Below are 22,926 nucleotides of genomic sequence, written 5' to 3' on the forward strand. Positions count from 1 at the left end.
TGACCGAGCCTCTTATGTCTGCCCCGAAGAATCTCACGGAACTGCGTGCCGCCATCGTCGCCCAGCAGGTCGACCTGACCCAGCGCATGCGCGATGCCGCCCGCTACCTGACGGACCACCCCCATGACGTCGCGCTGAACACCGTTGCGGCGCTCAGCGAGCGATCGGGCATTGCTTCGACTGCCTTCATCCGCCTCGCCAAGGCGCTGGGTTTCAACGGCTTCAGCGAGCTGCAGAAGCTGTTCAAGGAACCTCTGCAGCAGGCCGGCCAGGGCAGCTTCAGCGAGCGCATCCGCCACCACAAGGGCGAACAGCTGCTGGAGGACCCCACCGACGTCGGCGGCATCCTGCGCGAGTTCAGCCGGGCCAATATCGTCTCGCTGGAGCATCTGGCAGAAGGCACGCAGCAGGCAGCCATCGAAGAGGCCATCGCGTTGCTGCAAGGCTCGCGCACCGCCTTCGTGATCGGCATGCGCCGTTCCTTCCCGGTCGCCAGCTACCTGAGCTACGCGCTCAGTCGCGGCGGTCGGCCGTCGGTACATATCGGCGGTTTCGGCGGCACCCTGCGCGAGCAGGTCGGCGCGGTGCGTGCCGATGACGTGCTGGTGGCGGTCAGCTTCCCGCCCTATGCAAGCGACACCGTCGAGGCTTGCCAGCAGGCCCTGGCCGCCGGCGCCAGGGTGCTGGCGATCACCGACAGCCTGCTCAGCCCGATTGCCCAGGGCGCGGCCGTGCTGATCGAGGTCAGCGATGCCGAACTGCTCGGTTTCCGTTCGCTGACGGCGTCGTTCTGCGTGGCCCAGACCCTGGCGATGGGTCTGGCCTTCCGCGACCGCCAGGCCGCGGACGGCAGTTTCGATCATCAGGTGCTCGAAGACATCGACTGCTGATCCACCCCAATCCTCTTTTTTCGGTGCGGCCCAGCGGGCCGCTGCCAGGAGTCCCTCTGCATGAAAGAACCTGCTCGCAACCTCGTCGGCTACGGCCGCCAACGTCCCACCGGACGCTGGCCGAACGGCGCGCGCCTGGCCATCAGCCTGGTGATCAACTACGAAGAAGGCTCCGAGCGCTCGCTGGCCATGGGCGACCCGGACCAGGAATCGATGACCGAATGGGGTAGCTACCAGTGCCCGCCCGGCGTGCGCAACCTGGCCATGGAGTCGATGTACGAATACGGCTCGCGCGTCGGCATCTGGCGCATCCTGGATATCCTCCAGGCCGCCGAAGTACCAGCGACCTTCCACGCCTGTGCAGTCGCCTTCGAGCAGAACCCGGATGTCGCCCGCGCCGCCGTCGAGCTTGGCCACGAAATCTGCAGCCACGGCTATCGCTGGGAAGAGGTCTTCCGTCTCAGCGAGGCTGAGGAGCGCGAACACATCCGCCTGGCCATCGAATCCTTCGAACGCACCTGCGGCAAGCGCCCGGTGGGCTGGTACTGCCGCTATGGCGCCAGTGTGCATACCCGCCGTCTGGTCGCCGAGGAAGGCGGGTTCCTCTATGACTCGGACGCCTACAACGACGACGTGCCCTACTTCGTCGAGGTCGAAGGCAAGCGCCACCTGGTGGTGCCCTACACCTCCGACGTCAACGACTTCCGCTACTGGAACACCCCGGGCCTGAACCAGGCCTCGGACTTCCTCGAGTACATGAAGGAAAGCTTCGACGTGCTCTACGAAGAGTCGGCGCAGGGCCTGCGCATGCTCTCCATCGGCCTGCATCCGCGCATGGTCGGCCGCCCGGGCCGGGTGATGGCGATCAAGCGCTTCATCGAGTATGCGCAGCAGCACAGCGATATCTGGTTCGCCACCCGCGAACAGATCGCCCGCGCCTGGCTGGAACGTTCCTGACATGGCCACCTCTTGCGCCGGCGACACCTCGCCCTTCGACCTGGTCATTCGCAACGCAAGAGCGGTGACCGCCGCGGACGAATTCCACTGCGATATCGCGGTGCGGGGCGGCAGCATCGTCGCCCTCGGCCGCGACCTGCCGGCGGCAACACGGGAGATCGATGCCGCCGGGCGTTACGTGACACCCGGTGGCATCGACAGCCATGTGCATTTCGACCAGCCCACCGGCGACGGCTCGCGGATGGCCGACGACTTTCTCAGCGGCACCCGCTCGGCGGCCTGCGGCGGCACTACCTGCGTGATTCCCTTTGCCTGCCAGCAGAAGGGCCAGTCGCTGCGCGCTGCCGTCGAGGACTACCACCGTCGCGCCGATGGCAAGGCACTGATCGACTATGCCTTCCACCTGATCGTGACCGACCCGACCGAGCAGGTCCTGCGCGAGGAACTCCCCGCACTGATCGACGAAGGCTACAGCTCGTTCAAGATCTACATGACCTACGACGCGCTCAAGCTCGACGACCGGCAGATCCTCGAAACCCTCAGCGTCGCCCGCGAACACGGCGCCATGGTCATGCTGCACGCGGAGAACAGCGACTGCATCGGCTGGCTGACCGAACGCCTGCTGGCCGCCGGGCGCAGCGCACCGCGCTACCATGCCAGCTCGCGGCCGATGCTGGTGGAGCGCGAAGCCACTCACCGCGCCATCGCGCTGGCGGAACTGGTGGACGTACCGATCCTCATCGTCCACGTCTCCGGCCGCGAAGCCATCGAGCAGATTCGCTGGGCCCAGGGCCAGGGACTCAAGGTGTATGCCGAGACCTGCCCGCAATACCTGTTCCTCAGCGCCGACGCGCTGGGCTGCGACGACAGCTTCGAAGGGGCGAAATGCATCTGCAGCCCTCCTCCGCGGGATGCGGCGAACCAGTCGGTGATCTGGAACGGGCTGGTCAACGGCAGCTTCGAGGTGTTCTCCTCCGACCACGCGCCGTTCTGCTACGACGGCCCGGACGGCAAGCGTGCCCACGGCGACCACGCCTCGTTCGAACGCATCGCCAACGGCATTCCCGGCGTGGAAACCCGCATGCCGCTGCTCTGGTCCGAAGGCGTGCTCAAGGGGCGCATCAGCGCGCAGCAGTTCGTCGCCCTGACCTCCAGCAATGCCGCGCGACTCTACGGCCTGGCACCGCGCAAGGGCACCATCGCCGTGGGCGCTGACGCTGACCTGGTGATCTGGAACGACGGCCTGGACCTGCGCCTGGAAAACCGCATGCTGCACCACAACGTCGACTACACGCCTTATGCAGGCATGCACCTGCAAGCCTGGCCGGCACTTACCCTGTCGCGCGGCGAAGTGGTGTTCGATGGCGAGCCAAGGCTGGCGCCGGGACGCGGCCAGTTCCTGCGCTGTGACCGGCCGACGCCGGCACAGCATCGCCAGCGCAGCGATCTCCTGCCCCTGTGAATCAGGGCTGAATGCGCGGCTCCGCCTCGAAGGCGCTGCGCAGGAGCTCGACGAACTCCGGCGCTGGCGGAATCGCCACCTGGCCGATACGGCTCACCGGGACGGCCGGCGTCCAGGAGTTCATCAGCACGGCGCCGGCCAGGCGCGGCAGGTCCTGCTGGTCGATGCTCAGCGATGACTGGCGTGCGCCGAGCCGGTCCAGCTGACGTTGGAGAATGCCCATGGTGGTGCCGGTGAGCATCTTCGCCCGCGGCCAGATCACCGATTCGCCGTCCCAGAAGGCCAGGTTCCAGATCGTCGCCTCACTGAAACGGCCACGGTGGTCGGTGAACACCGCATCATCGAAACCGGCGGCCACCGCTTCGCGCAGGTACCAGGTCTTGGCGATCTCACCGACGTGCTTGATCTCCGGCAGCACCCGCTCGTGCCCGGCAATCGCCAGCGACAGCGGGCCCTGCGGCCCATCCGACGGCGGCGCGGTGCGCACCAGCAGCTCGGGCCGGTGTTCGGGGCCGGCGACGGTGAATTCCCCCGCCGGCGAGTACACCGTCGCCATCAGTGAGGTATCCGCCGGAGCCTGTTCCAGCGCGGCGCGCAAGGCAGCGCGGATTTCCCCGTCGGTGTGGCTCTGGCCGAACAAGCGCTGGGAAGCATTGCGCAGACGCTCCAGATGCAGATCCAGCCCGCGAATGCCACCGCCGCGTACCTGCATGGCGGTGAAATGGGCGTAGCCGGCGAAGGCCAGCGGCGCGAGATCGTCGGCGCTGGCGGGATGGGCGTTGCGCTGGGTGATGTAGGGATGAATGGCGGCGGACATGGTGTGGGCTTCCTCTGCACGTTGATCTTCAAGGTGAGTCCACTATCGATCTTTGACGAAGCCAGGAGAAACGAGTATTTCTCGACGGATCATCAAGAAGGATTTGAAGATCGATGAGCCGCTCCTTTCCCGGCACCCGCTCGCTGCGTACCTTCGAGGCCGCCGGCCGCCACCTGAATTTCACCCGCGCCGCGGAAGAAGTCGGCCTCACGCCGGCGGCGGTCAGCCACCAGATCAAGGAGCTGGAAGATCAGCTCGGCCTCGGGCTGTTCGTGCGCACCAGTCGCAGCATCCAGCTGACCCCGGCGGGCGCGCTGCTGCTGGAAGCGGCAGCGGAATCCCTCGGCCTGCTGCACCGCGCCACCGTGCGGGCGCGGCGGCTGGCGCGCACCTCGGAACAACTGCGCGTCTCGCTCACCGCGCGCTTCGCCACCCACTGGCTGCTGCCGCGCCTGCCGCAGTTCCGCGCGCTGCATCCGGGGCTGAAGCTCAGCTTCGACGTCAGCGACGAACTGCGCGACTTCGCCGTCGACGACATCGACCTCGCCATCCGCTTCGGCAGCGGGCGCTATCCCGGCCTGCTGGCCGAGCGCCTGTTCGACACGCAGATCGTCCCGGTGTGCTGCCCGAGCCTGCTGGAAGACGGCCCGCCCCTGCGCGAACCGCGCGACCTGCAGGCCCACACGCTGTGCCACGTGGTGTGCGAAACCGAAGGCGCGGCCTGGCCGGACTGGTCGCGCTGGATGGCGGCGGCCGGCGTGGAGGATTTCGATGCCAGTGGCTGCGTCACCTTCGAGGACACCAGCCACGTGGTGCAAGCGGTGCTCGAAGGCGGCGCAGTCGGGCTGGCCGACCACGCCATGGTCGCCCGCGAACTGGAGCAGGGCCTGCTGGTGCAACCGTTCGAGCTGGGCGTGCGGGTCGCGGAGGACTACGCCTACAACCTGGTCTATCCGCAGACCAGCGCAGATGATCCGCGGGTCAAGGCGTTCCGCGACTGGGTACTCGGGGAAATGGCGGTCTAGGCGTGCCGCGCCATTCACCCACGGAGGTATTGCCGTAGGATCTTTCACGTCTACTCTGTGCGACAACGCAATCCGAGCATTCGGATTGTTCTTCGCATAGACAGGGAAGCTTCACCCCATGACCGAGAACATCGACACCGCCGCCGCCTTTGGCGCTCCCAAGGAAACCGCCCGCGAAGGCCGGCTCGGCTACCTGCCCGTCGCCCTGTTCGGCTCGGTGATGGGGCTGGCGGGGCTGTCTTCGGCCTGGAAGCTGGCCTCGGTGATCTACGGCGCGCCGCTGTGGGTGTCACAAGCCGTCGGCCTGCTGGCGCTGCTGGCCTTTGTCGCGGTCGGCATCGGCTACGCGGTCAAGGCCGTCACCGGCCCCCACGCAGTGAAGGCGGAGTTTCTCCATCCTATCGCCGGCAACCTGTTCGGCACGCTGTTCATCAGCCTGTTGCTGCTGCCCATCCCCCTGAGCGAATACAGCCTGAACCTGGCTCGCGCCTCCTGGCTGATCGGCACGGCCGGCATGCTGCCCTTCGCCTGGCTGATCATTTCCCGCTGGCTCGGCCAACGCCAGCAGGCGGCCCACGCCACGCCGGCCTGGATCGTACCGGTGGTGGGCCTGGCGGATATCCCGCTGGCCGTGCCGCTGCTGCAGTGGCCAGGCGCCGCCGATATCGCCTTCTTCTCCCTGGCGGTGGCGCTGTTCTTCGCCGTGCCGCTGTTCACCCTGATCCTCTCGCGGCTGCTGTTCGAGGAGCCGCTGGGCGTCGGCCTGCAACCTTCCCTGCTGATCCTCCTGGCACCTTTCGCGGTGGGCTTCTCCGCCTATGTCAGCATCGTCGGCGAGGTCGATCGCTTCGCCAGCGCCCTGTACATGCTCACGCTGTTCATGCTCGCGGTGCTTGCCGGGCGCCTGCGCCATCTGGCGCGCAACTGCCCGTTCCGCCTGGCCTGGTGGTCGGTCGGTTTTCCGCTGGCCGCCGCGGCTGGTTGTGCGCTCCGCTACGCGGGGCATGCACCCGGGCCCTTCACCAACGGCGTAGCGCTGTTCCTGCTGGCCACCGCGACGGTCGTCATCCTCGGCATGGGCCTGCGCACGCTGATCGGCGTGGTGACAGGCCAGTTGCGCAACCTCGCCACCTGAGCCGCGCGGCTTGCCATTGCCGACGAATCCTGCGAAAACGCACGCCCTCGCGGCGTACGTGCCGTACCCGCAGCACCGGAGAACGCCATGAGCAGCGAACTGCAGATCGAAGATATCGTCGTCGGCGACGGCAAGGCCGTGGTCAAGGGCGCCCTGATCACCACCCAGTACAAGGGCACCCTGGAGGACGGCACCGTCTTCGACTCGTCGTACGACAAGGGCCGCCCCTTCCAGTGCGTGATCGGCACCGGCCGGGTGATCAAGGGCTGGGACCAGGGCCTGATGGGCATGCAGGTCGGCGGCAAGCGCAAGCTCTTCGTACCCGCGCACCTGGCCTACGGCGAGCGCCAGGTGGGCGCGCACATCCAGCCCAACTCCAACCTGCTGTTCGAGATCGAGCTGCTGGAAGTCCTCACCCGCGACGACTGATGCCCGCCTCCAGGCTCAGGCCGGCACGGTCTCCACGTTGCGCCGCAGCGCCAGGATAGCCGTCGGCCCCTGGGCCTTGCGGGTGAACCAGAAGACCCGGCTCACGCCGCGGGTGATCGCCACGTAGGCCAGACGCAGCTGTTCATCCTGCTGGGCCTGGTCATAGCTGCTGGCGAAGAAACCCGAAGCCGCGTACAGCGCGCTGCGCAGCGGGTGCTTCTCCGGCGGCGCGCAGTCATCGACGATGATCGCCACTTCCGCCTGCAACCCCTTGGCGCGGTGGATGGTCATGCCCTTCACCGGCAGCTTGCGGTCCAGCTCGGCGAGGATGGTCTGCAGGGTTTCATTGCGCCGGCTGAGCAGCAGCACCGCGGTCTTCTCCCGCGAGCCGCGCGCGGCAACGTGCTCGCACTGCTTGCGGATTTCCTCCAGCAGGAGCGGCAGGCTGTTGCGCGCGTCGAAGCGCTGCACCAGTTTCACCCCATGGTCGCCCGCCTCTGCCGTCTTGAACGCGCGACAGGTCTTGGCCTGCTTGCTGGCAACGCCCACCAGCACCCGCTCGCCGTCGCGGATCACCGGGTCGATGCTGCGGTAGTTGGTTTCCAGCAGCAGCACGCGGCTCTTGCGCCGGCCCTTGCTGGGGAAGTGCCGGTCGAAGTCCATGAACAGCTCCGGTGAGCTGCCGCGCCAGGCATAGATGGACTGCCAGTCATCACCGATGGCCATCAGGCTGACCGCTTCGCCGCGCTTGGCGAGGTCCCGGTGCAGCGCCTGCAGCCACTGCACGATCTGCGGCGAGACGTCCTGGAACTCGTCGATCAGCAGATGCTGGAACGGCGCCAGGGCTTCGGCCGGCAGCTTGCCGTCGCCGAGCTGGTCGGTCAGGCGCTGGAAGGCCAGGTTGAAGGTCAGCAGGCCCTGATCCTGCAACGCCGAATCGAAGGCCGCCCAGAACAGCTGCAGCGCCTCGATGAACTGACGCTCGCGTGGCGGGCAGGCGAGCTTCTTTGGCTGCAACTGGTCGATACGCAAGCCGATGCTCTCGATGAAACCGGACTGGGCGTAGAAGGCCTCGAACAGCGGCAGCGCAATGAATTCGCCCGGCAGCTTGAAGGCATCCAGCGGCGCCTTGCCGATGCGTGGCGGCTTGCCGTCTTCGCTGGCTTCAGGGGGAGGCGGCAGGCTCAGCAACTGGTGAGTCAAGGCGCGGAACGCCGGCTGATCGGCGTAGCACTGCTGGTAGACCTGCTTGAGCAGGCGCTGCTGCGCCGGGCGCAGGCGGCCGGCGAGCAAGGGGTTGTCCAGCTCGCTGGCAGGGTCGCGTTCGTCCAGTTGCTCGAACCAGCGCGGGTTCTTCAGCGCCACTTTCGCCAGGGTGCCCATGGCCGAATGGAAGGTCCGCACGCATTGCCGCGCCTGCGCCGCGTCGAACGGGTGGCCCCAGTAGCCAAGCACCTTCACCAACTGCTCGCGCAGTTGCGCGCAGGAGGCGTTGGTGAAGGAAATCACCGTAACCTTCTCGGCATCTATCCCCAGGTGGCAAAGCATGTAGACCACCCGCAGGACCAGCGTTGTGGACTTGCCGGAGCCGGCGCCGGCGAAGATGCGGGTCAGCGGCTCGGGCGCGAGGATCATCGCCCACTGCTCGTCCGACGGCAGGCTGACAATCCCGTGGGCGGCGGCCTGGGCCACGCGCTGGCGCATGTCGAGGGCGTGCTGCTCATCCGGCGCAGTGGCAGTGCCATAGATGCCGGCGGCAGCTACGGCTCGTGGGCGTTTGGGAGCAGGCGCGTCACCGTCCTTCCTGGCCTTGGCGGGGCGTTTTGCCGGCGCCTTCGCCTTGCCCTTCGCCTTGCCGCGCGCGCCGGATTTGGGCTGCGCCGCTTCGCGCTCGGCGCGCAGGTATTCGGTGGTGCGGGGGAAATAACGCGCAAGGGCTTCGGCAACCAGCCGCTTGTAGCGTTCGACAGCAGACTCCATGGGCCCTACCAGATCAGTTACAGCGTTGAATCATAAGCGCTTTCGGACAGGGACAGGCAATCCGTTCGCCGGTTCCGCAAGGCCCCGGAAAATTGATAACCATTAGCAATTGGATTAGAGTCGGACTCCCGCTTTTTCCGGCCACGCTGCCCTTACGGATGACCCCATGTTCGAACTGGAAAATGTCAGTTTCAGCGTCCCCGGTCGCACCCTCCTGCAACCGCTGAGCCTGCAACTGGCCGACGGCAACATGATCGGCCTGATCGGCCACAACGGTTCGGGCAAGTCCACGCTGCTCAAGCTGCTGGCCCGCCAGCAACAGGCCAGCGGCGGCAGCATCCGCCTGGACGGCAAGCCGCTGCAGGACTGGGGCAACCGCGACTTCGCGCGCCAGGTGGCGTACCTGCCTCAGCAGTTGCCGCAGACCGACGGCCTGACCGTGCGCGAGCTGGTCGCCTTCGGCCGCTATCCGTGGCATGGCGCGCTGGGACGCTTTACCGGCGAGGACCGCCAGCAGATCGACCGTGCGCTGGACCTGACCGACACCCTCGCCTTCGCCGACCGCCCGGTGGACCTGCTTTCGGGCGGCGAACGCCAGCGTGTCTGGCTGGCCATGCTGCTGGCGCAGAACAGCCGCTACCTGCTGCTGGACGAGCCGACCTCGGCGCTGGACATCGCCCACCAGGTGGAGGTGCTCTCCCGTGTGCATGAACTCAGCCGCGAGCTGGGGCTGGGCGTGCTGGTGGTGCTGCACGACATCAATATGGCCGCACGCTACTGCGACCACCTGATCGCCCTGCACGGTGGCCGCCTGCTGGCCCAGGGCACGCCGGCGGAACTGATGCGCGGCGAGACACTGGAAGACATCTACGGGATTCCCATGGGCGTACTGAGCAACCCGGTGGATGGGTCGCCGATCAGCTATCTGCGCTGAGCCCCTATCGGAGGCGAACGGCTCCCTGACACCCCTCCCGGCGAGCGCGTCGGTAGGATGGGTGGAGCTTGCGATACCCATGCTGCTGCGAGCGCGCGGGTATTGATGGGTATCGCTGCGCTCCACGCCATCCTACGTCCGTACACCACCGAGATTCCCGTGTGAGCCGGTCGTAGGGCGGTGCCATGCGGTTCGCGAGCAAGCTCGCTCCTACCGGTGGGATTACGTTGGTGTTTGCCAGCGACTGCACATTTCGCAGCAGGCCCGGGTCCGGCGGCTCATTGCAGGAGCGAGCTTGCTCGCGAACAGAACGTCCGCAGACGCGGGGATCAGAGGTCGCTTGGCTCTGGCGGCGGCTCGTCGATCAGCGGGCAGTTGTCGCAATGGCCGATGGTGCCCAGCCGATAGCGAATGCAGCAGGTTCGCCGTTGCCGCCATAGCCCGTTGGCCCGCTGCTCGCACGAAACCTCGACATACTGGATCGGCTTGAATAGCGGGTTGCGTGTACCGTCCGGGCGACGCTCGGTCTCCAGCAGTTCGCGGCCGTGGCCGAGCAGCGGGGCCAGCGGTGGCAGCCTGGCCATCTCGCCGATGAACCATTCGAAGTAGTTGCCGGCATTGCTCCAGAGCACCCTGGGCGACAGGCGCACCTCGGCGGCCAGGGTCTGGATGAAGGGTTGCAGGTGGCCTTCGAGCAGATGGGCGAAGCGCTGGAAAGGGTCGCCCGGCGGCGCGGAGAAAGGCCCGCCCTCCCCTGGTAGTTTGAAAGCCTCGGGAATCCCCTGGGCATCCAGCACCACTTCCACCTCGTCGAACGCCAGCGGCAACCTGCGACCGAGGACCAGCGCGGCAGCCACCACCGGGGGGATCAGGCGGACGAGATACCACTTGGACCATTGCGATGCCAGTGCGCGGCGGTCGCCATCGGCGTGGGGCGGGTCGAAGCGGCGCAGCACGCTGTCGAGCCTCTCCGGCTCCAGCAAGGCACGCACCGGGATCGAAGGACGGGGATCGTCGCGGGTCACCAGCACCTCGCGGTAGCTGGCGAACTCGCCGAAATACAGGGGAGCGAGGGCTGCGATCACCGGCAGCCCTCAGGCACGCATTGAGCCGCTGTCAGCACAGGCCGCAACGCTCGAAGAAGGTTTCCCGGCTCTGCACCATCAGCGCGGCACGCTTGTGCGGGAAGTTGAATTCCTTCTCGCGCCAGAAGCCCAGGCGCTGCATGTGGCCGATCATCTTCGCGTTGTCGGCGCGCGGTTCGGCAACGATACGCTGGGTGCGCGGATCGTCCAGCAACAGGTAGTGCACCAGCGCGGTCATCCAGCTTTCCACCTTGTGCGGGCCGCGGTGGCTTTCCTCACCCACCAGCATGTGGATGCCGCGGTCGTAGTCGCCCACTTCATAGAACGGTGCGATGCGGTCTTCCTTGGCCCAGTAGGCTTCGTAGTAGGCGAAGGGTTCGTCGTCGATGCAGCCGATCAGGGTGGTGGTGTGCGGGTCGGCGGCGGCTTTCTCCAGGTAGGCGCGGTGCTGTTCCAGGGTGCCGCCTTCCTGCCAGAACTCCAGCACGCGCGGGCTGTTCTGCCAGCGGCTGAAGCGCTCCAGATCCAGCTCGATGTCCAGGGTGCGCAGGGCAATCCACTGGCCCAGCCTGGCGTCGAAGCGACGATAGACCTCGCCCTTGGGCTTGGGTGCGCGCAGCGGATGGCGACGGCCACCGCTGATACGGTAGACCTGCGGGTAGTTGGCGCTGGCCACGCCCTTGTGCCAGGCAGCGGGCAGTTGCCAGAAGGCGGCGCGCTCGATCTGCAGGCGTCCACCGACTTCATCCAGGCTCACCAGTCCCTGCTCGAACGCTTCGACCGGGACGTTGGCGGCGGCGAACTGCACGCGCTCACTCTGCGCATCACCAGCGAAGGTCCAGTAGGCCAGCGCCCACAGCGCCTCCAGAGTTGGCGCAGAACTCAGCTGCCAGCACTCGCCTTCGCGTTGTGCGCTCAGCAGCGGCTGGCCGTCCAGCAGCAGGGTCAGGCCTTGGGTGCCATGGTCGGCGGAGAGCTTGCGGCCGTCGGGCAGCGGCAGGGAGAAACTGGGCGTCATGGTGGGTTCCCTTCTCGTGAATGCAACGACCCCGCTCGTATGACGAGCAGGGTCGGCAGGAATTTAGTCGGCCGAAAAATCAATTCCGGCCGAGGTGGCTCAGGCGCTTTCCGCAGTCAGCGGGCGCGTCGGCTTGTGCGCGGTCTCGTGGGGCGGCAGGTGCTCGAACATCGACGCGGCGATTTCCTGCGCGCGCATCGGCAGCACCGACAGCAGCGTGTCGCTCAGGCCATGGCTGTCCTGGGTGAAACCCTGCAGGTAGATGCCGGCGTGCAGGCGCTTGTCGGCCAGCACGCGGTAGTCGCGGCCGACTTCGAAGTCGCCGAGGTAGTCCTGCAGCGGCGCGAGCAGTTCGCGGTGCGACTTGCGCTCGTAGCCGGTGGCGAGGATCACCGCGTCGTAGCGGTGGGTTTCCACCGCGCCGGTGGCGCTGTCGCGCAGGGTCAGCTCGATGCCATCGGCGTCGGCCCTGGCGGCTTCGACGATGCGGCGGCAGAGGAAGGCGTGGCGGTCCACGCCGGCCACTTTCTGCCGGTAGAAGATGCCGTAGATGCGCTCGATCAGGTCCAGGTCCACCACCGAGTAGTTGGTGTTGTGGAATTCCTGGATCAGCTTCTCGCGCTCGGCCTTGGGCTCGTTGAACACCAGGTCGGTGTAGCGCGGGGCGAAGATTTCGTTGACGAAGGGGCTGTCGTCGGCCGGCTTGAGCACCGCTGCGCGCAGGACCATGTCGACCTGCACCGAGGGGAAGCTGTCGTTCAGGTCGATGAAGGCTTCGGCCGCGCTCTGGCCGCCGCCGATCACCGCGATGCGCATCGGCTCGTTCTGGTTGCAGCGTTGCCTGGCCATGCACTCCAGGTAGCGGGCGTGGTGGAACACCCGCGGGTCGTCACGCAGGTGACTGAAGGCCGACGGGAAGCGCGGCGTGCCGCCGGTGCTCACCACCACGCTGCGCGCCAGGCGGAAGCGCTCGTGACCACGGGCGTCGGTGGAGAGCACCTTGACCAGCTCGATGCCATCCGGGCCCTGCACCGGTTCGACGCGGCTGACGGTCTCGCCGCAGACGCGCTGCTCGGCGAACTGCTCGCTGACCCAGCGCAGGTAGTCGTTGTACTCCATGCGGCACGGGTAGAAGGTGCCCAGGTTGGTGAAGTCGATCAGCCGACCCATGGCGTGCAGGTAGTTGACGAAGCTGTACGGGCTGGTGGGGTTGCGCAGGGTCACCAGGTCCTTGAGGAAGGAAATCTGCAGCTCGCTCTGCGCCACCAGGGTATTGCCGTGCCAGCGGTAATCCGCCTGCTTGTCGAGGAACAGCGCGTGGTAATGGCGACCCTCGCGTCGCGCCTGCTCCTGCAGGGCGATCGCCAGCGCCAGGTTGGAGGGGCCGAAACCGATGCCGAGCACGTCGTAGGTCGGGGTGATCATCTGGGTCATGGTGCCAATGTCCTGTATCGCGATGGCCGTGGGGCGTGACCACGCGGGAGTCGGCGGCTTACTGCTCTGCCCGGAGCGCCCCGCCATCGGGCGGTCGGCGCTCGCTCCTGCGTGTCGCCCATGATTTGCGCTGTCGATAGCGCGTTATCTGGAGAGACGAGACAGGCTTGGCGAAATTTAGAATGATTCTCACTAAGTCATGAAAATTTCAGAATGACGGCCAGCAATCGAGGCCGGAATCTTTCCCGGAAAACCCGCGCGGGCCGCGTGGGACTAATTCCCGGCACACGCCATGCGTCTGTGTCTGTAAATGCCGTTCGCGAGCAAGCTCGCTCCTACGAAGAGCGCGACCTGTGACTGTAGGAGCGAGCTTGCTCGCGAACCAGAGGCGGCGCCCCAGGCAACAATGAGCGGAAGCAGACAAAGACTGGCCTCAGTCCTGCCCGCTCCACGCCTTGAGGCGCAGCCGGCAATGCTTCATCGCGTTGACGATGTGCTTCTCCACCATGTCGCGGGAGATGCCCATGGTCTGCGCGATCTCGACATGGCTGCAGCCCTCGACCTTGCGCAGGACGAAGGCACGGCGGCAGGCCTCGGGCAGTTCGCCGAGGGCGCGCTGGAGCAGTTGCAGCTGCTGCTGGCGGCTGGCTTCTTCCTGCGGGCAGCGCTCGTCGAGGCAGCCTTCGCGGTCGAGGGTTGCCAGCTCTTCGGTGCGGCGCACGCGGCCGCGCCGGTGCAGGTCGATGCTGAGGTTGACCGCCGTGCGATAGAGAAATGCGCGGGGTTGTTCGATATGCTCGTCACCCTTGCGGTCGAGCAGGCGCAGGAAGGCCTCCTGGGTCACATCAGCAGCCGCCTGGCGGTCGCCAAGGCTGCGATTGAGGTACAGGACCAGTTCCTTGTAATAGCGGATGAACGCGCTTTCCACCCCGTCGGGCATCCTATGAAAAACAGTCGAGGCTGCAGGCGCCTGCTGACAGTCCGAGTCAGGCTTATTTATAATCACTCGCATCAACGCGAAAAGAAAGTGTGATATCGGCCGCAAACGGCCTTACCGAGATTCCCGATGACCAGCTCCCCCGCCCCGTTCGACGATGACCGCATCAGCGCCGAAGCTGCGCACTGGTGCGCGCGTCTGCACGACGAAGAGTGCAGCGACGCCGAGCGCGCCGAGTTCGCGCAATGGCTCGCGCTCGATACGCGGCACGAGGTGGAATACCAGGCGATGCTGGAGATCTGGCAGCTCTCGGAATTGCTGCCGCCGACGCCGCGGGCCATACCCGCACCCATAGCGCCAACGCCATTGAGCGACCGCCGCCCCCGCACGTCTCGCCGTCCGCGCAGCGGCAAGCGCATCGCCGCCGTGGCCGCCGGCGTGCTGGTGGCCATCGGTGCCGTCTGGTCGGCAGGCTGGTCTGCCGGCTGGCTCCCCTCGAAGGTCGGTTACTACGCGGCGCAGCCGGGCACCCGCGAGGTGCAACTGGCCGACGGCTCGACCGTCGAGCTCAACAGCAACTCGCAACTGTTCTTCGCCGACTTCCGCGACCGCCGCAGCGCCTGGCTGAAAAGCGGCGGCGAGGCGTATTTCCGCGTTGTCCACGACACCCTGCAGCCCTTCTCGGTCTACACCGACAACGGCAGCGTGCGGGTCACTGGCACGCGCTTCAACGTCTGGACCGACTCGCACCAGATGCTGGTCACTCTGCTCGAAGGCTCGGTGGTGGTCAGCCCGCCCGACAGCGTCGACGGCAACAGCGCCCAGCTCACGCCGGGCATGCAGGCGCGCTTCACCCAGGGCAGCCAGCGTATCGAACTGGCCCAGGTGGCACCGGCCGGCGCCATCGCCTGGATCGAGGGCAAGCTGGTGATCGACGACCTGACGCTGCAATCGGCCATTCCGCTGATCAACCGCTACCTCAAGCAGCCGGTGTTCCTCGACGACGCCACTGTCGCCGCCATGCGCATCGGCGGCATCTACCGCACCGACGACCTGCAGGCGCTGGTGGATTCGCTGCCCAAGGTCCTGCCGCTGGAGCTGCGCAAGGACAACCAGGGGCGCACCGTTCTCGCCAGCCGGTACGTTTCGCTCTAGCCGGGCTGGCGGATAACCCGTTCCGGGTTATTCGCCCTACGCTTGAGCTCGGTGGCACGCCCGTTCGCGAGCAAGCTCGCTCCTACAGTCCCGCCCAGCCGCGGAGCGCTCTTCGTAGGAGCGAGCTTGCTCGCGAAAGCCGATGCCGCGGAATTGGCGGTCACCGGCAAACGTCGGGGAGCACTGCCTGCCCTTACTCGCTGCTATTTGCGATGAATTCGCAAATTCTCTTCAGTTTTCTCCCCGCTCATTCGTCTTGATAGGAACGATTCGGATTTGCCGATGATGTCCTGATTCGCGCGCCGTCTCGTCCCGTTGTGCGGCCTGCCCCCTGGCAGGCCGGGTCCAGGAAAAGACGATGCAAACACCCGCTCCAAGCGCCTTTCGCGAGATGCTCAAACTGCTGCGGCCGCACTGGCTGCCGCTGACCGCCGCCACCCTGCTGGGGATTCTCGGCGGCTCCGCCATCACCGCGCTGCTCGCCACCATCAACTACAGCCTGCATTCCCAAGGCGGCATGCCCGCCGGCTTGCTGCTGGGTTTCGCCGGCTTGTGCGTACTGGCACTGCTGGGCTCAATCATCTCCGACATGGGCACCAACTACGTCGGCCAGCACGTGATTGCGCGGCTGCGCAAGGACCTGGGCAGCAAGATCATTTCCGCGCCCATCGAGCAGATCGAGCGCTACCGCAGCCACCGGCTGATCCCGGTGCTGACCCACGACATCGACACCATCAGCGATTTCGCCTTCGCCTTCGCGCCCCTGGCCGTCGCGCTGACCACCACCCTCGGCTGCCTGGGCTACCTGGCCTGGCTGTCGCCGCCGATGTTCCTCGCCACCGCCATCGCCATCGTCGTCGGCAGCGCCGTGCAGTACGTCGCGCGGGCCAAGGGCATCAAGGGCTTCTTCGAGGCGCGGGACAAGGAAGACGAACTGCAGAAGCACTACCGCGCCATCGCCGAGGGCGCCAAGGAGCTGCGCATCAGCCGCCCACGCCGCTTCCAGCATTACAGCGAGCGCCTGCAGGGCACCGCCGACGAGATCTGCGACATCCAGCTGCGCTCGATCAACCTGTTCAACGTGGCCAAGGGCTTCGGCTCGACGCTGTTCTTCATCGTCATCGGCGTGGCCCTGGCCTACCAGTCGCTATGGCCGAGCACCGACCAGGCGACGCTGTCCGGTTTCATCCTGGTGCTGCTGTACATGAAAGGGCCGCTGGAAGGCCTGATCGGCCAGCTGCCAGTGGTGACCCGCGCCCAGGTCGCGTTCCGCCGCATCGCCGAGCTGTCGGTGCGATTCTCCTCGCCGGAGCCGAACCTGCTGCTGGCCGATGACGGTCGCCAGGCGCTGGACTTCCACTCCATCGAGTTGCGCGAGCTGGCCTATCACTACCCCACCGACGATGGCTCCCACGGTTTCGGCGTCGGCCCGCTGAACCTCAAGGTCAGCCGCGGAGAAATCCTCTTCATTGCCGGTGAGAACGGTTGCGGCAAGACCACGATGATCAAGCTGCTGCTCGGACTCTACCCCCCACAGGGCGGCGAGCTGCTGCTCAACGGCGAGCCGGTGACCGACGCCGGCCGCGACGATTACCGCCAGCTGTTCACCACCATCTTTGCCGACTACTTCCTCTTCGAAGACCTGCTCAAGGGCAGCCAGGACATCCCGGCCGAGGCCGGCCGCTACCTGGAGCGCCTGGAGATTGCCCACAAGGTCAGCCTGCAGGGCCGGGAATTCTCAACGACCGATCTGTCCACCGGCCAGCGCAAGCGCCTGGCGCTGGTGCAGGCGTGGCTGGAGAAACGTCCGGTGCTGGTGTTCGACGAGTGGGCGGCGGACCAGGACCCGGAGTTCCGGCGGATTTTCTACACCGAGCTGCTGCCCGAGCTGCGCTCCCAGGGCAAGACGCTGATCGTGATCTCCCACGACGACCGCTATTTCGACGTCGCCGACCGCCTGCTGCGGATGCGCGCCGGGCAGATCGTGGCAATCGAAGACCACCGAGCCACGGCGTCCGGGAGCGGTTCCGGCCTGGCGATGCATTGACGGCGCGGCGGCCCGGATGGCCGCCCTTTCACCCCGTCGTCGCTCAGCAACAAAAAAAAGATCGAACGGATTTTTCCGGTTTTTTCCAACCGGCGCGTCACATAAAGCTGAATCATTCTTATTAGAAACTGCATTACAAGATCATGCCTTCAAGGTCAAAGGAGCTAAACAAGTGAGTCGCACCCGTACTGCGCTGCAAACCCGGCACAAGGTGAAACCCCTGGCCCGTCTGGTCCGCGCCACTGCCCTGGGGATGGTCCTGGCGGCCTCCGCCGTCGAAGCCGCCCCGGTCCGCATCGATATCCCGGCCCAGTCCCTGGCCTCCGCCCTCACCAGCCTGGGCGCGCAGTCGAACCTGCAGATCGTCTTCAACCAGACCCAGGTGCAGAACCTGCGCGCCCCCGGCGTGCGCGGCGAAATGGAGCCCACCCAGGCGCTGGAACGCCTGCTGCAGGGCACCGGCATCAAGTACCAGGTCGAAGGCAGCCGCGTCACCCTGCTGGGCGCCGACTCCGCCAGCGGCGACACCCTGAACATGTCCGCCCAGGTCATCACCGGCGCCGTCGAAGGTGAAGACAGTTACGTGCCGCGCACCTCCAACAGCGGCAGCAAGACCGACACCCCGCTGCTGGAAATCCCCCAGTCGATCTCGGTGATCACCCGCAAGCAGATGGATGCCCAGGGCGCCCAGACCGTGACCGAAGCACTGCGCTATGTGCCCGGCGTCAAGGTCGAAGCCTACGGCCTCGACCCGAAGGGCTTCGACTGGATGTACATCCGCGGCTTCAACGCCCAGGCCACCAGCGATTACCTCAACGGCCTGCGTCAGCAGAACAACAGCTACGCCTTCTTTCGCAGCGAGCCCTATGCCTTCGAGCGCATCGACGTGGTCCGTGGCCCGTCCTCCAGCCTGTTCGGCATGGGCGACGCCGGCGGCATCGTCAACCGGGTGAGCAAGAAGCCCACCGCCAACCACGTCAACGAAGTCGAGCTGACTGGCGGCAACCATGACCGCAAGCAGGGCCAGTTCGACCTCGGCGGCGCGCTGGACGAGCAGAACCAGTTCCTCTACCGCGTGGTGGGCCTGGCCCGCGACGCCAACACCCAGGCCGAGTACGACGATGGCCATGAGGTCGAGGACGACCGCTACTACATCGCCCCGTCCTTCACCTGGGCGCCGGACGAAGACACCAGCCTGACCTTCCTCACCGACTTCCTGCGGGACCGCAACTCCGGCTCGATCTTCGACTACAGCGTCAACGGCCACCCCACCGGCACCCTGCTGGGCGACCACAGCTACAACCACTTCGACCAGGACCAGTACACCCTGGGCTACGAATTTCGCCATCGCCTGAACGACACCTGGGAGTTCCGCCAGAACGCACGCTACGGCCAGGTCGACCTGAAATTCGCCAACCTGCTGCCGCAGCTGCAGGTGGGGCGCAACATCATCCGCACCGCGGATCGCTTCGACCAGCACATGGACACCTTCAACCTGGACAACCAGTTCCAGGCCAACTTCGACACCGGCACCATCAAGCACACCCTGCTGATGGGCGCGGACTACAGCTGGCAGGACGCCGACATCGCCCGCTGGCGCACCCTCGGCCCGTCGCTGAACCTGGACAACCCGGCGTATGGCCAGAGCGTGCAGCGCCCGACCAAGGACACCACCCTCGCCGGCCAGGCCATCGACTACAACCAGAACATCGAGCAGGTCGGCGCCTACCTGCAGGACCAGGTCAAGTTCGACGACCACTGGATCCTCACTGCCGGCGGCCGCTACGACTACGTGCGCAACGACCTGGACAACCACGTCGGCGCCCACACCATGCAGAAGGACAACGCCTTCACCGGCCGCGTCGGCGTGACCTACCTGACCGATTTCGGCCTGGCGCCCTACGTCAGCTACTCCGAGTCCTTCGTGCCCAACACTGGCCTCACCTCCGACGGCAGCGCCTTCAAGGCCAGCGAAGCCCACCAGTACGAAGCGGGCGTGAAGTTCCAGCCGGACGAAACCTTGCTGATCACCCTGGCGGCCTACGAGCTGACCAAGGAAAACATCCTCACCAACCAGCTGAACGCCAACGGCGTGCCCACCGGTTACAGCGAGGCCACCGGCGAGCAGCGTTCGCGCGGCATCGAAGCGGAGCTGAAAGCCAAGCTGGACCAGAACTGGGACCTGCTGGCCTCGTACACCTACACCAAGGCCAAGATCACCAAGAGCAACGACGCCAACGAGGGCAACCGTCCGGCCAACGTGCCCGAGCACATGGCCAACGGCTGGCTGAATTACACCTTCCACGAAGGTGCGGTCGACGGCCTCTCCATCGGCGGCGGCGTGCGCTACACCGGCTCGCTCTACGGCAACAACGCCAACACCTACCACGTCGACAACTACACCCTGTTCGACGCCGGCGTGAGCTACCCGCTGAACAAGAACGTGACCCTCTCGGTGAACGCCCAGAACCTGCTGGACGAGGAATATGCCGCGACCTGCGACAGCCCGATCTCCTGCTACCCGGGCCTGCGCCGCACCGTCATGACCAGCGTGAAGTACAGCTGGTAAGGCAGCGGCGGGGTCGGCTCGCGCCGGCGCCGCCAGCTGTTTCCGGGCTCCCTGTTCGCAGGGGGCCCTTTCTTGTTTCTGAAGCAGGTTGTTTCTGAAGCCTGTTGCATACCGCTTCAACCGCGAGGAGTAGTGCATGTCCCTCACCCGTCGCCACCTGTTGCAGGGCCTTGCCATTGGCGGGCTGGCCTGCGCCTCCGGCCTGCCGGTGCTCGCCGGCGAGCGCCTGACGCGGATCGTCGCGCTCAACTGGGTGGCCGCCGAGACGCTGCTGACCCTGGGCGTGCCGCCCCTGGCGATCTCCGACGACCGCTACTACCGCGTGCGCATGCCCACCCAGCCGCTGCCCGAGAGCGTGCGTGACGTCGGGCCGTACTGGGAACCGAACCTCGAACTGATCCAGCAGCTGCAACCGCAACTGATCCTCAGCGACCCCATGACCCCGACTCTGCAGCGCCGCCTGAACGGCATCGCACCGACCGAGCGCGTGGCCATCTACCCGGCTGCTGACGGCGCCTGGCGCGCCACCACTGAATTCATGGGCGATCTCGCCCGCCGCCTCGGCGTCGAACAGGTCTCCACCGATTACATCGCTGCCGGCGAGCAGCGCCTCGCCGAGCTGCGCGCCAGGCTGGCGAACCGCAAGCTGCCGCCGGTGTGCGTCGCCGTGCTCAACCAGGATGGCCGCCACGCCGCCGTCTACGGCAGGAACAGCATGGTGCAGGACGTACTCGACCGGCTCGGCGTCGAGAACGCCTGGCAAGGCCCGGTCGGCCCGGTGGGGCTGGCGATGGTCAGCATCGAGCGGCTGGCCGAGCGCGCGGACGCGCACCTGGTCTATGTCGACATCCCCACCACCTCGGCGCGCCTGCAGAGCCTGCGGCAACCCAACGACCTCTGGGCCAACCTGCCCGCCGTGCGCCGGGGGCACACGCTGACGCTGCAACGTTTCTACCCCTATGCCGGCGCCGCCTCGGTGCTCGACCTTGCCGAACGCATCGCGGCCTACCTGGACAGCGCCACGGAGGTTGCCCATGTCTGAATCGACGCTCGGCCTCGCCGCCCCGCGCCGCAGCCTGGGCCTTGGCCCGGCGACCTGCACCCTGGTGCTGGCGATTCTCGCCGGTCTGCTGGTGTTCCATGGCCTGCAAGGCGCCCTGCCCCGCGACCTCTGGTGGCAGGCGCTGTGGGCGCCGGACCTGGATGACGTGCGTCAGGTGCTGCTGCACTTCAGCTTCTTCCCGCGTCTGGCGGTGAGCCTGATGGCCGGGGCCGCGCTGGCCCTGGCCGGCACGCTGTTCCAGCAGATACTGCGCAACCCGCTGGCGGAACCGGTGACCCTCGGCGTCTCTGCCGGCGCCAACCTGGCCCTGTCGGCCGCCACCATCTTCGCCCCGACCCTGCTGGTGCACGGCCTGGAAGCCGTCACCCTGAGCGGCGCGGCACTGGCGGCCTGCCTGCTGTTTGCCTTTGCCTGGGGGCGCACCCTGTCGCCGCTGCGCTTCATCCTCGCCGGCATGGTCATCAGCCTGTACTGCGTGTCGCTCAACGCGCTGCTGGTGCTGTTCAACCACGACTACCTGATCGACCTGCTGCTCTGGCAGGCCGGCTCGCTGAACCAGAGCGGCTGGGATGGCGCCCTTTACCTCGCCCCGCGCCTGGCAGTGGCCATGGTCATCGCGCTGCTGATGGTGCGCCCGCTGGCAGCACTGGGACTGGAGGACGAAGGTGCCGCCGCGGTGGGCGTGAACCTGCTGCGCACCCGCGTACTTGGCCTGGCCGTAGCCGTGGCGCTGAGTGCGTTCGTCACCAGCGCCGTGGGCATGCTGGCTTTCGTCGGCCTTGCCGCACCGGCCATTGCCCGGTTGTGCGGGGCGCGCACGCTCAAGCAACGCTTGATCTGGGCGCCACTGCTGGGTGCCGCGCTGCTCTGCGTGGTCGACCAGATCGCCCGCGAACTGTCGCGCTTCGCCGGAGAAATTCCCGCCGGCATCCTCACCGGCATCTTCAGCGTGCCGCTGCTGCTGTGGCTGCTCAGCCGCCAGCGCAGCGGCGGCATCGTCCCGCGTCCGGCGCCGGCCAGGCCGCAGCGCGAACATCCCTGGCGGCTGATCATCGGCGCGGCAATCCTCCTCGCCCTGCTGACCTTGCCGGCGATCTACTTCGCGGTGGACGCCAAAGGCTGGCACTGGGGCGACGCCGGCCTGAGCGATGCCATCCTGCAGTGGCGCCTGCCGCGCGTGCTCGGCTCGCTGGCTGCCGGCGCCATGCTTGCCGTCGCCGGCCTGCTGGTGCAGCGCCTGACTGGTAACCCCATGGCCAGCCCGGAAGTGCTCGGCGCCACCTCCGGCTCGGCGATTGCCGTACTGGTGCTGTTCCTGGTGCTGCCGCAGCCGCAGGCCTACATGGTCCCAGCGGCCAGCATCGGCGCGCTGCTCACCCTCGGCCTGCTGCTGTGGTTCGCCTGGCGCAAGACCTTCAATGCCGAGCGACTGCTGCTCACCGGCGTGTGCCTGACGACCCTCCTGCATTCGTTGAGCACTCTACTGCTGGCCAGCGGCGACCCGCGCATGACCGCAATGATGAGCTGGATGACCGGCTCGACCTACCAGGTGGACGTGCTGTCGGCGAGCACCGGGCTGGTGATTGGCGCGCTGATGATTGGCGTCAGCCTGCTGCTGGCTCGCCCGCTGGACCTGCTGACGCTGGGCAATGGCACGGCGACTGCGCTGGGGCTGCGGCTGCGCCTGAGTCACCTGATGATTCTGCTGACGGCCGCGGTGCTCACCGCCACCGCGACCATCATCGTCGGCCCGCTGAGCTTCGTCGGCCTGATCGGCCCGCACATCGCCCGCCACCTCGGCGTGCGCCGCGCGGCACCGCAAGTGCTGCTCAGCGCGGTGGCCGGGGCGTTGATCATGGTGGTGGCGGACTGGCTGGGGCGGAACATTGCCTATCCCTGGCCGGTGTCGGCGGGATTGCTGGCGGCGTTCATCGGTTGCCCGTACTTCCTCTGGCTGATGCATCGGGAGCGGCGGGGCTGAACCTGGTG

The 22,926-nt window shown here is 66.8% G+C and carries 18 protein-coding genes; 12 read left to right on the forward strand and 6 right to left on the reverse strand.

Translation table 11 applies throughout. The annotated features are described in order from the left end of the window. Nucleotides 1–14: 14 nt before the first annotated feature. From J2T47_RS12090 to hydA, 3 genes are read left to right on the forward strand one after another with little or no spacing between them, the layout of a single operon-like run. A complete protein-coding gene (locus J2T47_RS12090) occupies nucleotides 15–890 on the forward strand; it encodes a MurR/RpiR family transcriptional regulator (protein ID WP_253446588.1) in 876 nt (291 codons plus the stop codon). 60 nt (nucleotides 891–950) lie between these two features. Beyond that, nucleotides 951–1,847: an allantoinase PuuE gene (locus J2T47_RS12095; protein ID WP_253446592.1), complete on the forward strand. Its 897-nt coding sequence runs from the start codon at nucleotides 951–953 to the stop codon at nucleotides 1,845–1,847. Between the two features lies 1 nt (nucleotide 1,848). Further along, nucleotides 1,849–3,309, forward strand: coding sequence for a dihydropyrimidinase (gene hydA, locus J2T47_RS12100; protein WP_253446595.1), 1,461 nt, complete (start codon nucleotides 1,849–1,851; stop codon nucleotides 3,307–3,309). Nucleotide 3,310: 1 nt separating this feature from the next. On the opposite strand, the gene J2T47_RS12105 is transcribed toward hydA, so the two are convergent. Next, nucleotides 3,311–4,126: an aminotransferase class IV family protein gene (locus tag J2T47_RS12105; protein WP_253446599.1), complete on the reverse strand. Its 816-nt coding sequence runs from the start codon at nucleotides 4,124–4,126 to the stop codon at nucleotides 3,311–3,313. 113 nt (nucleotides 4,127–4,239) lie between these two features. On the opposite strand from J2T47_RS12105, the gene J2T47_RS12110 reads away from it, so the two are divergent. The 3 genes from J2T47_RS12110 to J2T47_RS12120 all read left to right on the forward strand — a co-directional run bounded on the left by J2T47_RS12110 (nucleotide 4,240) and on the right by J2T47_RS12120 (nucleotide 6,715). After that, nucleotides 4,240–5,151 (forward strand): LysR substrate-binding domain-containing protein, encoded by a 912-nt coding sequence (locus tag J2T47_RS12110; protein ID WP_253446602.1) that lies wholly within the window; start codon nucleotides 4,240–4,242, stop codon nucleotides 5,149–5,151. A gap of 118 nt (nucleotides 5,152–5,269) precedes the next feature. Further along, entirely contained in the window at nucleotides 5,270–6,286 is a 1,017-nt protein-coding gene (locus J2T47_RS12115) for an SLAC1 anion channel family protein (RefSeq protein ID WP_253446605.1), read from the forward strand. 87 nt (nucleotides 6,287–6,373) lie between these two features. Further along, nucleotides 6,374–6,715, forward strand: a complete 342-nt coding sequence (locus J2T47_RS12120) for an FKBP-type peptidyl-prolyl cis-trans isomerase (RefSeq protein ID WP_253446608.1) — start codon at nucleotides 6,374–6,376, stop codon at nucleotides 6,713–6,715. A 15-nt stretch (nucleotides 6,716–6,730) separates the two neighbouring features. Here J2T47_RS12120 and J2T47_RS12125 read toward each other — a convergent pair whose 3' ends face one another. Then, the gene (locus J2T47_RS12125; protein WP_253446611.1) at nucleotides 6,731–8,695 is read right to left on the reverse strand and encodes a DEAD/DEAH box helicase; all 1,965 of its coding nucleotides are present in this window, start codon (nucleotides 8,693–8,695) and stop codon (nucleotides 6,731–6,733) included. Between the two features lie 166 nt (nucleotides 8,696–8,861). Here J2T47_RS12125 and J2T47_RS12130 point away from each other — a divergent pair, with 166 nt between their 5' ends. Next, nucleotides 8,862–9,629 (forward strand): ATP-binding cassette domain-containing protein, encoded by a 768-nt coding sequence (locus J2T47_RS12130; RefSeq protein ID WP_253446615.1) that lies wholly within the window; start codon nucleotides 8,862–8,864, stop codon nucleotides 9,627–9,629. Nucleotides 9,630–9,958: 329 nt separating this feature from the next. On the opposite strand, the gene fhuF is transcribed toward J2T47_RS12130, so the two are convergent. The 4 genes from fhuF to J2T47_RS12150 all read right to left on the reverse strand — a co-directional run bounded on the left by fhuF (nucleotide 9,959) and on the right by J2T47_RS12150 (nucleotide 14,106). Then, on the reverse strand, nucleotides 9,959–10,714 hold the full coding sequence (fhuF, locus tag J2T47_RS12135; protein ID WP_253446619.1) for a siderophore-iron reductase FhuF: 756 nt from the start codon (nucleotides 10,712–10,714) through the stop codon (nucleotides 9,959–9,961). Nucleotides 10,715–10,745: 31 nt separating this feature from the next. Beyond that, nucleotides 10,746–11,732, reverse strand: a complete 987-nt coding sequence (locus J2T47_RS12140; RefSeq protein ID WP_253446622.1) for a GNAT family N-acetyltransferase — start codon at nucleotides 11,730–11,732, stop codon at nucleotides 10,746–10,748. 99 nt (nucleotides 11,733–11,831) lie between these two features. Next, nucleotides 11,832–13,166, reverse strand: a complete 1,335-nt coding sequence (locus J2T47_RS12145) for a lysine N(6)-hydroxylase/L-ornithine N(5)-oxygenase family protein (protein WP_253446625.1) — start codon at nucleotides 13,164–13,166, stop codon at nucleotides 11,832–11,834. A gap of 433 nt (nucleotides 13,167–13,599) precedes the next feature. Further along, the gene (locus tag J2T47_RS12150) at nucleotides 13,600–14,106 is read right to left on the reverse strand and encodes a sigma-70 family RNA polymerase sigma factor (RefSeq protein ID WP_437180977.1); all 507 of its coding nucleotides are present in this window, start codon (nucleotides 14,104–14,106) and stop codon (nucleotides 13,600–13,602) included. 126 nt (nucleotides 14,107–14,232) lie between these two features. Between J2T47_RS12150 and J2T47_RS12155 the strand changes: the two genes are divergently transcribed. The 5 genes from J2T47_RS12155 (at nucleotide 14,233) to fhuB (ending at nucleotide 22,918) form a co-directional block, all read left to right on the forward strand. Beyond that, entirely contained in the window at nucleotides 14,233–15,258 is a 1,026-nt protein-coding gene (locus J2T47_RS12155; protein WP_253446633.1) for a FecR family protein, read from the forward strand. Nucleotides 15,259–15,616: 358 nt separating this feature from the next. Further along, nucleotides 15,617–17,305, forward strand: a complete 1,689-nt coding sequence (locus J2T47_RS12160) for a cyclic peptide export ABC transporter (RefSeq protein ID WP_253446637.1) — start codon at nucleotides 15,617–15,619, stop codon at nucleotides 17,303–17,305. A 172-nt stretch (nucleotides 17,306–17,477) separates the two neighbouring features. Continuing rightward, nucleotides 17,478–19,874, forward strand: a complete 2,397-nt coding sequence (locus J2T47_RS12165) for a TonB-dependent siderophore receptor (protein WP_253446641.1) — start codon at nucleotides 17,478–17,480, stop codon at nucleotides 19,872–19,874. A 136-nt stretch (nucleotides 19,875–20,010) separates the two neighbouring features. Next, entirely contained in the window at nucleotides 20,011–20,916 is a 906-nt protein-coding gene (locus J2T47_RS12170) for an ABC transporter substrate-binding protein (protein ID WP_253446644.1), read from the forward strand. Continuing rightward, nucleotides 20,909–22,918, forward strand: a complete 2,010-nt coding sequence (gene fhuB / locus J2T47_RS12175; protein WP_253446648.1) for a Fe(3+)-hydroxamate ABC transporter permease FhuB — start codon at nucleotides 20,909–20,911, stop codon at nucleotides 22,916–22,918. Before J2T47_RS12170 ends, fhuB begins: the two co-directional genes overlap by 8 nt. The last annotated feature ends 8 nt before the right edge of the window (nucleotides 22,919–22,926 follow it).

The organism is Pseudomonas nitroreducens, from assembly GCF_024170165.1.
Lineage (GTDB): Bacteria > Pseudomonadota > Gammaproteobacteria > Pseudomonadales > Pseudomonadaceae > Pseudomonas > Pseudomonas nitroreducens_C.